The organism is Nocardioides sp. WJ219, from assembly GCF_058559815.1.
The window spans coordinates 210,262-222,276 of sequence record NZ_JBZUJV010000005.1; the positions used below are offsets into that span (position 1 = coordinate 210,262).

At 73.7% G+C, this 12,015-nt stretch carries 11 protein-coding genes; 6 read left to right on the top strand and 5 right to left on the bottom strand.

All coding sequences use genetic code 11. The annotated features are described in order from the left end of the window. Positions 1-3 precede the first annotated feature (3 nt). Positions 4-1,263: a phosphoserine phosphatase SerB gene (gene serB / locus AC4MBH_RS14005; protein ID WP_491795684.1), complete on the top strand. Its 1,260-nt coding sequence runs from the start codon at positions 4-6 to the stop codon at positions 1,261-1,263. On the opposite strand, the gene AC4MBH_RS14010 is transcribed toward serB, so the two are convergent. Then, positions 1,241-2,071 (bottom strand): MBL fold metallo-hydrolase, encoded by an 831-nt coding sequence (locus AC4MBH_RS14010; RefSeq protein WP_491795507.1) that lies wholly within the window; start codon positions 2,069-2,071, stop codon positions 1,241-1,243. The two genes, serB and AC4MBH_RS14010, sit on opposite strands and share 23 nt — an antisense overlap. A gap of 55 nt (positions 2,072-2,126) precedes the next feature. Here AC4MBH_RS14010 and AC4MBH_RS14015 point away from each other — a divergent pair, with 55 nt between their 5' ends. Next, positions 2,127-2,921, top strand: coding sequence for an SDR family NAD(P)-dependent oxidoreductase (locus AC4MBH_RS14015; RefSeq protein WP_491795508.1), 795 nt, complete (start codon positions 2,127-2,129; stop codon positions 2,919-2,921). A gap of 2 nt (positions 2,922-2,923) precedes the next feature. On the opposite strand, the gene AC4MBH_RS14020 is transcribed toward AC4MBH_RS14015, so the two are convergent. After that, entirely contained in the window at positions 2,924-3,442 is a 519-nt protein-coding gene (locus tag AC4MBH_RS14020; RefSeq protein ID WP_491795509.1) for a SixA phosphatase family protein, read from the bottom strand. Between the two features lie 60 nt (positions 3,443-3,502). Between AC4MBH_RS14020 and AC4MBH_RS14025 the strand changes: the two genes are divergently transcribed. From AC4MBH_RS14025 to AC4MBH_RS14040, 4 genes are read left to right on the top strand one after another with little or no spacing between them, the layout of a single operon-like run. Then, complete coding sequence (locus AC4MBH_RS14025; protein ID WP_491795510.1) at positions 3,503-4,492, top strand: cyanophycinase; 990 nt, start codon at positions 3,503-3,505, stop codon at positions 4,490-4,492. Continuing rightward, entirely contained in the window at positions 4,489-7,263 is a 2,775-nt protein-coding gene (gene cphA / locus AC4MBH_RS14030; protein ID WP_491795511.1) for a cyanophycin synthetase, read from the top strand. The genes AC4MBH_RS14025 and cphA overlap by 4 nt, the downstream gene beginning before the upstream one ends. Beyond that, positions 7,260-7,625 (top strand): cupin domain-containing protein, encoded by a 366-nt coding sequence (locus AC4MBH_RS14035; RefSeq protein ID WP_491795512.1) that lies wholly within the window; start codon positions 7,260-7,262, stop codon positions 7,623-7,625. The genes cphA and AC4MBH_RS14035 overlap by 4 nt, the downstream gene beginning before the upstream one ends. Positions 7,626-7,673: 48 nt before the next feature. Beyond that, positions 7,674-8,369, top strand: coding sequence for a YwaF family protein (locus AC4MBH_RS14040; protein WP_491795513.1), 696 nt, complete (start codon positions 7,674-7,676; stop codon positions 8,367-8,369). On the opposite strand, the gene AC4MBH_RS14045 is transcribed toward AC4MBH_RS14040, so the two are convergent. The 3 genes from AC4MBH_RS14045 to fabI form a co-directional block, all read right to left on the bottom strand. Beyond that, positions 8,366-9,319, bottom strand: coding sequence for an SDR family NAD(P)-dependent oxidoreductase (locus tag AC4MBH_RS14045; RefSeq protein ID WP_491795514.1), 954 nt, complete (start codon positions 9,317-9,319; stop codon positions 8,366-8,368). The genes AC4MBH_RS14040 and AC4MBH_RS14045 overlap by 4 nt on opposite strands. Before the next feature lie 145 nt (positions 9,320-9,464). Continuing rightward, the gene (locus AC4MBH_RS14050) at positions 9,465-11,180 is read right to left on the bottom strand and encodes a Mur ligase family protein (protein WP_491795515.1); all 1,716 of its coding nucleotides are present in this window, start codon (positions 11,178-11,180) and stop codon (positions 9,465-9,467) included. A 51-nt stretch (positions 11,181-11,231) separates the two neighbouring features. Then, a complete protein-coding gene (fabI, locus tag AC4MBH_RS14055) occupies positions 11,232-12,014 on the bottom strand; it encodes an enoyl-ACP reductase FabI (RefSeq protein WP_491795516.1) in 783 nt (260 codons plus the stop codon). Between the last annotated feature and the right edge of the window lies 1 nt (position 12,015).

A 12,015-nucleotide genomic window follows, 5' to 3' on the forward strand; every position in this document is an offset into this window, starting at 1 on the left:
AGCATGGACGCCGCCACCGACAACGCGGTGCGGACCGCTAGCGTGACCGCGGTGAGCACGACGCCCGACACCCTCCTGGTGACCCTCACCGGCAAGGACCGGCCCGGCGTCACGTCCTCGGTCTTCGCGGCCCTGACCTCGGCCGGGGTCGAGGTGGTCGACGTCGAGCAGATCATCCTGCGGCGCCGGCTGATCCTCGGCGTCCTGGTCACGGCCCCCCGGGACTGGCGCAAGCTGAGCGCCGCCGTCGAGCGCACCGCGGCCGGGCTCGACATGCACGTCGAGATCGAGCGCGGCTCCGGCGACAACCGCACCCGCGCGGCCGGCCGGGCCCACGTCACCGTGATCGGCAGGCCGCTCCGGGCCTCGCACATGGCCGCCATCGCCGGCCGGATCGCCGACACCGGCGGCAACATCGACCGGATCGAGCGGATGGCCCGCTACCCGGTCACCGCGATCGACCTGCACGTCTCGGGTGCCGACCCCGACATGCTGCGCAGCCTGCTCGCCGCCGAGGCCGCGGCCCAGGGCGTCGACGTGGCCGTGCAGCCGGCCAACCTGCTGCGTCGCGGCTCCCGCCTGATCGTGATGGACGTCGACAGCACGCTGATCCAGGGCGAGGTGATCGAGATGCTCGCCGCGCACGCCGGCCACGAGGCCGAGGTGGCCCGGGTGACCGAGGCGGCCATGCGCGGCGAGCTCGACTTCGAGGAGTCGCTGCGCCGACGGGTCAGGCTGCTCGCCGGGCTCGACGCCGCCACGCTCGACGAGGTGTACGACGCCATCGTGGTCACCCCCGGTGCCCGCACCATGGTCCGCACCCTGCGCCGCCTGGGCTACCGGTTCGCGATCGTCAGTGGCGGCTTCAGCCAGATCACCGACCGTCTCGCCACCGACCTCGGCATCCACTTCTCCCGCGCCAACGAGCTCGAGATCGTCGACGGCCGGATCACCGGCGAGATCGTCGGCGAGGTGGTCGACCGGGCCGGCAAGGCCCGGGCGCTGCGCGAGTTCGCCGAGCGGGTCGGCGTCCCCATCGCGGCCACCATCGCGGTCGGCGACGGCGCCAACGACCTCGACATGCTCAACGCCGCCGGGCTGGGCATCGCCTACAATGCCCGGCCGGTGGTCCAGGAGGCGGCCGACACCGCCGTCAACGTGCCGTTCCTCGACCCGATCCTCTACCTGCTCGGCATCTCGCGCGAGGAGATCGAGGCCGCCGACGCCGAGGCCGGCATCGTCACCCCCGCGCCCCCGGTGTGAGCACGACCCGCTCGCCGAACGCCGGGGTCAGCGGCAGCACCGCGGGCGCCGCCGCCGCCAGCGCCTGACGGAACCGCTGGGGCGGGCTGACGAACAGCCGGCGGTGGGTCCCCGGCTGCAAGCGGCGCAGCCACAGCGGCCAGAAGGTGCCGTAGTGCACGGCCAGCGCCCAGCGCGCACCGACCTGGGTCACGGCGGTCACCGCCTCCTCGGGGTCGAGGTGCTCGTCGCCGAGCGAGGGCCCCCAGCCGCCGATCGGCACCGCGGCGAGGTCGACCGGCCCGACGTCGGCGAAGTCGGGGCGCATGCCGGTGTCGCCCGGGTACCAGCAGGACGTCGTCCCGTCGCTGACCCGGAAGCCGATCGCCGGCACGTCGCCGCCGCGCCCGACCACGCTCCGCCGGCCGCTGTGGTGGGCCGGGAGGACCTCGATGGCGACGCCGGCGACGTCGACCCGGTCACCCGGCGCGACCTCCACGAGCGGGCGTCGGTCGAGGCCGCGCACGGCGCGCGGCGACCCGCGGGGCACCACGACCGGCACGTCGGGGGCGAAGCGGTCGAGCGAGGGCAGGTGCAGGTGGTCGTGGTGCAGGTGCGAGACCAGCACGACGTCGGCGACCGCGGCGTCCGGCGGCGGGGGCGGCGTCGCCCGGCGGAGGTGGAAGAGCTGGCCGCTGAGCAGCGGGTCGGTCGCGACCCGCGCCGACCCGAGGTCCAGCGTCATCGAGGAGTGCCCCCACCAGACGACCGACGGGGCGCGGACCCCGTCCTGCTCGCCGTCGGGGTCGTGGTGCGTGCGCTGGGTCATGACGGGTCCGACGGTAGCGGCCGGACCCCCGGGACGGGCCTGCTTTGCTGGAGCCATGGACATCTCCCTGCGCGGCAGGACCGCCGTCGTCACCGGCTCGACCCAGGGCATCGGGCTGGCCATCGCCACCGGGCTGGCCCGGGCCGGGGCGCGCGTCGTCGTCAACGGGCGCAGCGACGAGACGTGTGCGCGGGCCGCGGACGCCGTCCGCGAGGCCGTCCCGGGTGCCGACGTGCTGCCGGTGGCGGCCGACGTGGCCACCGACGCCGGGGCGCAGGTGCTCGTCGCGGCGGCGCCCGACGTCGACGTGCTGGTCAACAACCTCGGCATCTTCGGCGCCCGGCCGGTGCTCGAGATCGACGACGACGAGTGGCGTCGCTACTTCGAGGTCAACGTGCTCTCGGGTGTCCGCCTGACCCGCGCCTACCTGCCGCGGATGGTCGAGCAGGGCTGGGGGCGGGTGCAGTTCATCTGCAGCGACTCCGCGGTGGTCATCCCCGAGGAGATGGTGCACTACGGGATGACCAAGACGGCGCTGCTCGCGGTGTCCCGCGGGTACGCCAAGGCCGCCGCCGGCACCGGCGTGACCGTCAACGCGGTGCTGGCCGGCCCCACGCACACCGCCGGGGTCGAGGACTTCGTCGCCGAGCTGGTCGGCGACGAGCTGCCGTGGGAGGAGGCGCAGCGGGAGTTCATGCGTCGGCACCGCCCCCAGTCGCTGATCCAGCGGCTCATCGAACCCGACGAGATCGCCCACCTGTGCACCTACCTGGCCTCCGACGCCGCGTCGGCGACCACCGGCGGGGCGCTGCGCGTCGACGGCGGGTACGTCGACTCGATCCTGCCCTGACCTCAGCCGCGACCGACGTGGTAGCCGGTCAGGCTCGCCGCGCCGGGTGCCAGGTCGCGCCAGGAGCCGGACACCGTGAGCACGGCCGCGGCGCTGGTCGGGAAGGTGCCCACCGTCATCTCGGTGGTGGCCTCGACGTCGCCCTCCCCGTCGTCCAGGGTGGCCGCCAGCGAGGCCATCGTCGGGTTGTGCCCCACGACGACCGCGGTCCGGACGTCGTCGTCGAGGAGCCGCACCAGGTCGAGCGCGGTGTCGACGTCGGCGGCGTACAGGCCCCGGTCGAGCTCGGGCGAGAGGCCCCAGCCGGCGCCCCGGCACACGTGCTGCCAGGTCTGCTCGGTGCGCAGCGCCGCCGAGACCAGCGCGTGGCGCGGCACCACGCCCGCCTCGGCGAGCCACCGGCCGGCCTCGGCGGCGTCGCGGTGGCCGCGCTCGGCGAGGGGCCGCTCGAAGTCGCTCGGGGCCGACTGCTCGGCCTTCGCGTGCCTCATCAGCACCAGCGTGCGCGTCGCCCCAGCCATGCCCGCCACCCTAGCGAGGGGCCCCGTCCGCGGCAGCGGGTGATCACTAGGGTGGTCGCCATGGCTCCCGGACCCCTCATGATCATCGGCGGCGCGGAGGACAAGCTCCGCAAGCGGACGATCCTGCGGGAGTTCGTGGCCGCCGCCGGGGGGCCGGAGGCCCGGATCGCCGTCGTGCCGACCGCGTCGTCGCTCGGCCCCGAGGTCGTCGAGGTGTACGACGCCCTGTTCCGGCGCGAGGGCGCCGCCGACGTCGTCGCGATCCGCCCGGAGTCGCGCGACGACGCCCACGACCCCGACCTCGTGGCCCGCCTCGACGGCGTCACCGGCATCTTCATGACCGGCGGCAACCAGCTCAAGCTCTCGGCGATCATCTGCGGCACCCCGCTGGGCGACGCCGTCGTGGCGGCCCGCGGGCGCGGCGTGGTCGTCGCCGGCACCTCGGCCGGGGCGAGCATCCAGTCCAGCCACATGGTGGCCTTCGGGGGGCCGGGGTCGACCCCCAAGCAGCGGATGACCCAGGTAGCGGCCGGCCTCGGGCTGCTCGACTCTGCGGTCATCGACCAGCACTTCGACCAGCGCAACCGCTACGGCCGGCTGCTGATGATCGTCGCCCAGTCGCCCCAGCTGCTCGGCATCGGTGTCGACGAGGACACCGCCGCGGTCGTCGACACCCTGACCGTCGACGGCGAGCAGCACGAGGTGCTCAGCGTGCTCGGCAAGGGCGCCGTCACGGTCATGGACCCCGCCCGGATCACCACCAACGCCTACGAGGCCAGGCGGTCGGCCCCGATCCTGGCCAGCGGCGTCGTGCTGCACGTGCTGCCGGCCGGGTCGACGTTCGACCTCACCACCCGCACCCTCGCCCCGCACGTGGCGGAGGTCGACCCCGCCGAGGCCGCCGAGATGGCGGCCGCCGGCCACGACCTGCGCCGTCTCGCCCGCGACATCGCCGCCGCGGACGCCGACCCGATCACCCTCAGGCGCCGGCTCGCCCGGAGCCGCACCGGCCGCACCACGCAGGCCGAGCAAGGACGGACCACCCCATGAGCGAACGCCCGACCCCCGACCTCACCATCGTCGAGACGCGGGTCTACCGCGGCGCCAACGTGTGGTCCTACGACAAGGCGATCCACCTCGTCGTCGACCTCGGCGTGCTCGAGGACTTCCCGACCAACACCCTGCCCGGGTTCACCGACAACCTGCTCGAGATGCTGCCCGGGCTGCGCGAGCACTCGTGCTCGCGCGGCAAGCGGGGCGGCTTCGTCGAGCGGCTCAACGAGGGCACCTGGCTCGGCCACGTCGCCGAGCACGTCGCCCTCTCGCTGCAGCAGGTCGTCGGTCACGACGTACGCCGCGGCAAGACGCGGGGCGTCAAGGGCCAGCAGGGCGTCTACAACGTCATCTTCGGCTACATCGACGAGCAGGTCGGCCTCGCGGCGTCGCGGCTCGCCGTCCGGCTGGTCAACCACCTGGTCGAGGCCGACCCGGAGTTCGACTGGGACACCGCGCTCGAGGAGTTCATCAAGCGCGCCCAGCGCACGGCGTTCGGCCCCTCCACCCAGGCGATCCTCGACGAGGCCGTCTCCCGCGACATCCCCTGGATCCGGCTCAACCAGCACTCGCTGGTCCAGCTCGGCCAGGGCGTCCACGCCAAGCGCATCCGGGCCACGATGACGTCGGCCACCAGCGCGATCGCCGTCGACATCGCCTCCGACAAGGACCTGACGACGTCGCTGCTCAGCGCCGCCGGCCTGCCCGTGCCCAAGCAGGAGACGATGCGCACCGCCGACGCCGCCGTGCGTGCCGCGGAGCGGATCGGCTACCCGGTCGTCCTCAAGCCGCTCGACGGCAACCACGGCCGGGGCGTGGTCCTCGACAACGAGGACGAGGACGACGTCCGGGCGGCGTTCGAGCTCGCCCAGGCCGAGTCGCGCCGCGGCGTGGTCCTGGTGGAGTCGCAGATCGTCGGCAAGGACTACCGCTGCCTGATCATCGACGGCCGCGTGGCGGCGATCGCCGAGCGGGTGCCGGCCTCGGTGACCGGCGACGGCATCTCGACCGTCGAGCAGCTCGTCGACACCGCCAACGCCGACCCGCGCCGGGGCGTCGGGCACGAGAAGGTGCTGACCCGGATCAAGGTCGACGACGCCGCCGTCCAGCTCGTCTCCGAGCAGGGCTTCGCGATGACCGACGTGCCCCCCGAGGGCACCCACGTCAGGCTCGCCCTCACCGGCAACATGTCGACCGGCGGCATCTCGATCGACCGGACCTTCGAGGCCCACCCCGAGAACGTCGAGATCGCCGAGGAGGCCGCCCGGATGGTCGGCCTCGACATCGCCGGCATCGACTTCATCTGCCCCGACATCACCGAGCCCGTGCGCGAGACCGGCGGCGCCATCTGCGAGGTCAACGCCGCCCCCGGCTTCCGGATGCACACCCACCCGACGATCGGCGAGCCGCAGTTCATCGCCAAGCCGGTGGTCGACATGCTGTTCCCGCCCGGCGCGACGTCGCGGATCCCGATCGTCGCGGTGACCGGTACCAACGGCAAGACCACGACCTCGCGGATGATCAGCCACATCTTCAAGGGCATGGGCCGCAAGGTCGGCATGACCTCGACCGACGGCGTGGTCATCGACGAGCGCCTGCTCATCCGGGCCGATGCGTCGGGACCCCGCTCGGCGCGGATGGTGCTCCAGAACCCTCGTGTCGACTTCGCGGTCTTCGAGGTCGCCCGCGGCGGCATCCTGCGCGAGGGCCTGGGCTACGAGCGCAACGACGTCGCCGTCGTCCTCAACGTCCAGCCCGACCACCTGGGGCTCCGCGGCATCGACACCGTCGAGCAGCTCGCCGACGTCAAGGCCGTCCTGGTCGAGGCCGTCCCCCGCGACGGGCACGCCGTCCTCAACGCCGACGACCCGCTGGTGCGCGAGATGCGTCGGCGCTGCTCGGGCCAGGTGGTGTGGTTCTCGATGGAGGAGCCCGGCTCGGAGGTGCGCGACATGATCGACGCCCACTGCCGGCGCGGCGGCAAGGCGCTCGTGCTGAACCCGAGCGAGCGCGGCGAGATGATCGTGGTCAAGCACGGCCCCCGCGAGATGCAGCTCGCCTGGACCCACCTGCTGCCGTCGACGTTCAGCGGCCGGGCCCGGATGAACGTGCAGAACGCCCTCGGCGCGGCCGCGGCGGCGTTCGCGGCCGGCGCTCCCCTGCACGACATCCGGCAGGGCCTGCGGACCTTCTCCACCAACTACTACCTCGCGCCGGGACGCCTCAACGAGGTCGAGGTCAGCGGCGTCAACGTCATCGTCGACTACTGCCACAACGCCCCCGGCATGCGGATGCTCGGCGACTTCGTCGACCGGGTCGGCGACTCGATGCAGTCCACGCACGAGCTCGCGCGCCCCTCGCGCATCGGCGTCATCGCCACGGCCGGCGACCGGCGCGACCAGGACATGCGCGAGCTCGGCGAGATCGCCGCGGCGCACTTCGACGTCGTCGTGGTGCGCGAGGACGCCAACCCGCGCGGCCGCCAGGACGGCGAGGTGGCGTCGCTGGTGACCGAGGGCGTGCGGGCCGCGATGGCCGACGGCGCGCGCTGCAAGCAGGTCGAGGAGGTCCTCGACGAGATCGAGGCGGTGCGCCACGCGATGGCGCGGGCCAACCGCGGCGACCTGCTGGTGCTGTGCGTCGACAACCACGCCGCGGTGATGAGCGAGCTGGAGAACTGGTCCTCGGTCGCCCAGGCCGGTGCCGGCGCCAGCGACGACGCCCCCGCCGCCGACCCCGACTACGCCGCGCCCGTCCCCGCCGAATGAGGATCCTCGACCTCGGGTCGGTCGCCCACCGGCCGGTGGAGGCCAACGGCAGCAAGGGCTTCGAGGTCGGCGCGTTCGGGCTGGGGTCCGAGACCCACCTGGTGATGGTCCGGCTGCGGCCCCGGGGCACGATCGGGCGGCACCCGGCCGCGTCGGCCCAGCTGCTCGTCGTCCTCGAGGGCGACGCGGTCGTCGCCGGCGGCGACGGCGTCGAGCAGGAGATCGGGCCGGGCCAGGCCGCGGTGTGGGAGCGCGGCGAGTCCCACACCACCCGCACCGTCGGAGGTCTCTCGGCGCTGGTGGTCGAGGGCGACCTCGACGTCAGCACGCCCGGCCATGTCGTGGATCCCGGCGACGTCTGAGCCCCGGTGCTCACCCGGAGCACCGCCGTCCTGGGGCATCCTGGGCGCGTGGACCAGTTCAGCCCCGCACACCTGGTGATGCTCGGCATCTTCGCCGTGGGTCTGCCGCTCGCCTACCTGCTCGGCCGTGCCGAGCGGCTGCGCGGCGACCTGAGGGTCAGCCGGGCGGTGGCGGTCGCGATCCCGGTCGTGCACGTCCCCACCCAGGTCTACGACGTCCTGGCCAACTTCGAGCTCGGCGTCTCGCTGCCGTTCAACCTCAGCGACCTGGCCTGGATGGCGGCCGCGGTCGCGCTGTGGACCCACCACCGCCACGCCGTCGCGCTGACCTACTTCTGGGGCCTGGTGCTGACCACCCAGTCGGTCGTCACCCCGTCGCTCGGGGAGGACTTCCCCGACGTCCGGTTCTTCGCCTACTGGTTCATCCACCTCGTCGTGGTCTGGGCCGCGGTGTTCCTGGTCTGGGGCGCGCGGGTGCGCGTCGGGTGGCGCGACTACCGCTTCACGATCGTGGTGACCCTGGTGTGGGCGGTCGCGGCGTACGCCTTCAACGAGGCCGCCGGCACCAACTACGGCTACCTCCAGGCCAAGCCCAGCGGCGGCTCGGCCCTCGACCTGCTCGGCCCCTGGCCCTGGTACGTCGTCGCCGAGGTCGCGATCCTGGCCACCCTCTGGGCGCTGATGACGTGGCCGTGGGTGCGGGCCGCGTCACGTGAGCCCCACCAGGCGCCGTCCAGGGTCTAGGACCGCGGTCGCGCGCCACCCCGGAGCACGGTGCCGACGTTGCGGGCGATGCCGGCCAGCGCGCTGCCGTGGTGGCCCTCGAGGGCGTTGCCGTCCTCCCGGGCCTCCAGCACGTTGCCGTCGGTGGGCTCGACCGGGCGCGACAGGTCGGTGGCGCCGACGGCGAACGACGACTCGATGATCCGCTCGTAGACCCACGGCACGAACTGGTGACCGAAGCGCACCACGTCGTTGGCGAGCGTGAGCTGCGACCGGCTCCGCGGGCGCTGCACGTGGTCGAGCACCTGGCGGGCCGTGCGCTCGGGGCTGGCGACGGGCGGCGGCGGCCGTCCGGCGAACCCGGCGTAGTTGGCGGCCTGGCGGTAGATCGGGGTGTCGACACCGCCGGGGGCGACGTACCCGATGCCGACGCCGGACCGGTCGCGGTTCTCCACCCGCAGCTGGATGGCCAGGCAGCGGACGCCCCACTTGCTCAGCACGTACGGCGACATGCCCGGCACCGTCACGTGCCCGACGACCGAGCCGACCAGCACGAGCGTGCCGTGGTCCTGGCGCCGCAGCACCGGCACCACGTGCCGGGCGACGTTGACCGAGCCCACCAGGTTGGTGCGCAGGACGCCGTCGAAGACCTCGGCCGGCACCTCCTCGGTGCGTCCGTAGGCCACCACACCGGCACTGTTGACGACCCCGTCGAGCCGGCCGTGCTCGGCCAGCGCCGCGCCCACCAGGTGCTCCACCGCGGCGTCGTCGCCGACGTCGGTCGGGACGACGAGCGCCGAGGCCGCACCGGCCTCCAGGCACTCCTCCGCGACCTCGTCGAGGCTCGCCTCGCCGCGGGCGGCGAGGACGACGTGCCAGCCCCGCGCCGCGGCCTCCAGGCAGGTGGCGCGACCGATGCCGCTGGAGGCGCCGGTGACGACCAGGACGGGAGGATCGACTTCGTCGGGCATGGCTCCCGGTTTCCAGGCGACCGGCGCTCACCCCACCCCTTGGTGCGGTGGTCGCGGGAGTCGGGGGCTCGCTCGCCGAGCTTTCACCGGTGGACCGGTGAAATCTCACCCCCCGGGCCGCGGCCAGGATCCAGCCGCACCCCCGCTACGCCGGACCCGGACCCGGACCCGGACCCGCAGCCGCCCGCACCTTGGCGGCCAGCGCCTCGGCGGTGTCGGCGGTGCCGCCGTGCTCGGCGATCCAGTCGTAGCACTCCTGCCGCTCGGCGTGGCACATCAGCCCGACGACGTCGCCGGGCAGGGCCTGGCCGACCAGGGCCGAGAGCACGGCCACCTCGGTCGGGTGCGCCGGCACAGCCGTCACGCCGACCCGCTCGGCGCCGGCGCGCATCAGGGTCTCGAGCTCCTCGACCGTGCGGCCGCGCAGGTAGTGCTCCTTGTGGCCGATCGCGACGACGTCGCTGTCGCGGGCCGCGATCTCGCCGAGCTTCTCGATCAGCTCGTCGGTGCGGTCGCCGACGACGCCGAGCCCCAGGAGGATGCGCTGCCCGACGGCGCGGACGCCGTTCATGATCTCCACCATCGCCTCGAGCCCGGCCTCGTTGTGGGCGAGGTCCATGACCACGGAGACGCCGTCGGGCATGGTGAAGAAGTTCATCCGGCCCGGGTTGTGCTCGGCGTCGGGCCGGAAGGTGCGCAGGCCCTCGACGACGGCTGCGCGCGGGATGCCGACGGCCAGGGCCGCGGATGCGGCGGCGAGGGTGTTCTCGACGTTGAAGCGGGACAGCCCGGCGAGGGTCATCGGGACGTCGACCAGCTCGACGAGCGGGTCGGGGTCGGCGTCGGGGCGCAGCACCGAGACCCAGCCGTCGATGACGACCGTGGCGCGACCGCGGTCGTTGAGCGTGTCGCGCACGCCCGGGGAGTCGACGTCGCGCGAGAATGCCCACGGCCGGGCCTTGATGACCGACCGCATCGCGTAGACCCGGGGGTCGTCGGCGTTGAGCACGGCCCAGCCGGAGCGGCGGGTGATCCGCGGGACCACGGCCTTGACCTCCGCGAGCTGGTCGACGGTGTCGATGCCCTGGAGCCCGAGGTGGTCGGCGGTGACGTTGGTGACGACCGAGACGTCGTTGCGGACCAGCCCGATCCCCTTGAGCAGGATGCCGCCGCGGGCGGTCTCGGTGACGGCGATCTCGACCTCGGGGAAGGCCAGCACCCGCCCCGCGCCGCTGGGCCCGGAGTAGTCGCCCTCCTCGACCAGCTCGCCGTCGACGTAGATGCCGTCGGTGTTGGACCAGCCCACGTGCAGCCCGTGCGTGCGGGCGATGTGGGCCACCATCCGCGAGGTGGTGGTCTTCCCGTTGGTGCCCGTCACCGCCACCACCGGCACGTGCGGCACGATCGTGGTCGGCTCCGGACCGGGCTCGGCCGCGGCCACCCGGGCCGCTGCCGCGCTGACGGCCCCCTCGATGTCGCCGCCGGGCACGGCGTCGAGGACGTCGCCCACGGCACGGCCCATCTCCTGGGCGCGGGTGCGGTGCTTCCACGGGAACGCCACCACGACGTGGTGCGGGTCGCTGGTCGAGCGCACCCGTACGCCGAGCCGCGACGTACCGGACTCCTGGGCGACCGCGCGCACGAGCCGCCCGATGGCCCGCAGCGCGAACCGCTGCCGGAACCCCGACCCGGGGGCGCCCGGCCGGGCGTTCTTGAGGCCGGTCCGGGTGGCGAAGCGGAGCGCCGTCTCCTCCGTGGCGTCGCTGAGCCCGCTGATGTCGAGGGTCAGCTTCACGGCCGCGCGCGGGAAGTAGAGGTTGGGTCCCTCGAGGACCCGCAGCTCGAGCAGGGAGGAAGGCACGGCGCGCACGTTACCCAGCGCGCCGGTCACGCCGCGGGGGCCGGTGGTGCCTCAGGCGCCCATCGCGTGGAAGCCGCCGTCGACGTGCACGATCTCGCCGGTGGTGGCCGGGAAGAAGTCCGACAGCAGGGCGCAGACCGCCTTGGCGGTGGGCTCGTGGTCGGCGTTGTCCCAGCCGAGCGGGGCCTTGGTCTCCCACATCGCCTCGAGGTCCTCGAAGCCGGGGATCGCCTTGGCGGCCAGCGTCTTCAGCGGCCCGGCGGCGACCAGGTTGACCCGGATGCCCTCGGGTCCGAGGTCGCGGGCGAGGTAGCGCGACGTCGACTCGAGCGCGGCCTTCGCCACGCCCATCCAGTCGTAGACCGGCCAGGCCGTGGTGGCGTCGAACGTCAGCCCCACCACCGAGCCACCGGGGCCCATCAGCGGCCGGGTGGCCATGGCCAGCGACTTCAGCGAGTACGCCGAGACCTGCACGGCCTGCGCGACGTCGTCCCACGGGCCGGTGAGGAACTTGCCGCCGAGCAGCGTGGCGGGGTTGCCGTAGGCGATGGAGTGGACAACGCCGTCGAGGTGGGCGTCTGCGCCGAGGTGCTCGCGCACCTGGTCGGCCAGGCCGGCGAGGTGGTCGTCGTCGGTGACGTCGAGCTCGAGCACCGGAGGCGTCTCGGGCAGCCGCTTGGCGATCCGCCGGGTGATGCCGAGGGCGCGCCCGAAGTTGGAGATGAGCACCGTGGCGCCCTGCTCCTGCGCGACCTTGGCGGTCGCGAAGCCGATCGAGGAGTCCATCGTGACGCCCGCCACGAGGATGGTCTTGCCGTCGAGGATGCCGCTCATG

Bases quoted from the DNA above. Each gene is read 5' to 3' on its own strand.
- serB (WP_491795684.1), top strand. From the start codon at position 4: ATGGACGCCGCCACCGACAACGCGGTGCGGACCGCTAGCGTGACCGCG.
- AC4MBH_RS14010 (WP_491795507.1), bottom strand. From the start codon at position 2,071: ATGACCCAGCGCACGCACCACGACCCCGACGGCGAGCAGGACGGGGTC.
- AC4MBH_RS14015 (WP_491795508.1), top strand. From the start codon at position 2,127: ATGGACATCTCCCTGCGCGGCAGGACCGCCGTCGTCACCGGCTCGACC.
- AC4MBH_RS14020 (WP_491795509.1), bottom strand. From the start codon at position 3,442: ATGGCTGGGGCGACGCGCACGCTGGTGCTGATGAGGCACGCGAAGGCC.
- AC4MBH_RS14025 (WP_491795510.1), top strand. From the start codon at position 3,503: ATGGCTCCCGGACCCCTCATGATCATCGGCGGCGCGGAGGACAAGCTC.
- cphA (WP_491795511.1), top strand. From the start codon at position 4,489: ATGAGCGAACGCCCGACCCCCGACCTCACCATCGTCGAGACGCGGGTC.
- AC4MBH_RS14035 (WP_491795512.1), top strand. From the start codon at position 7,260: ATGAGGATCCTCGACCTCGGGTCGGTCGCCCACCGGCCGGTGGAGGCC.
- AC4MBH_RS14045 (WP_491795514.1), bottom strand. From the start codon at position 9,319: ATGCCCGACGAAGTCGATCCTCCCGTCCTGGTCGTCACCGGCGCCTCC.
- fabI (WP_491795516.1), bottom strand. From the start codon at position 12,014: ATGAGCGGCATCCTCGACGGCAAGACCATCCTCGTGGCGGGCGTCACG.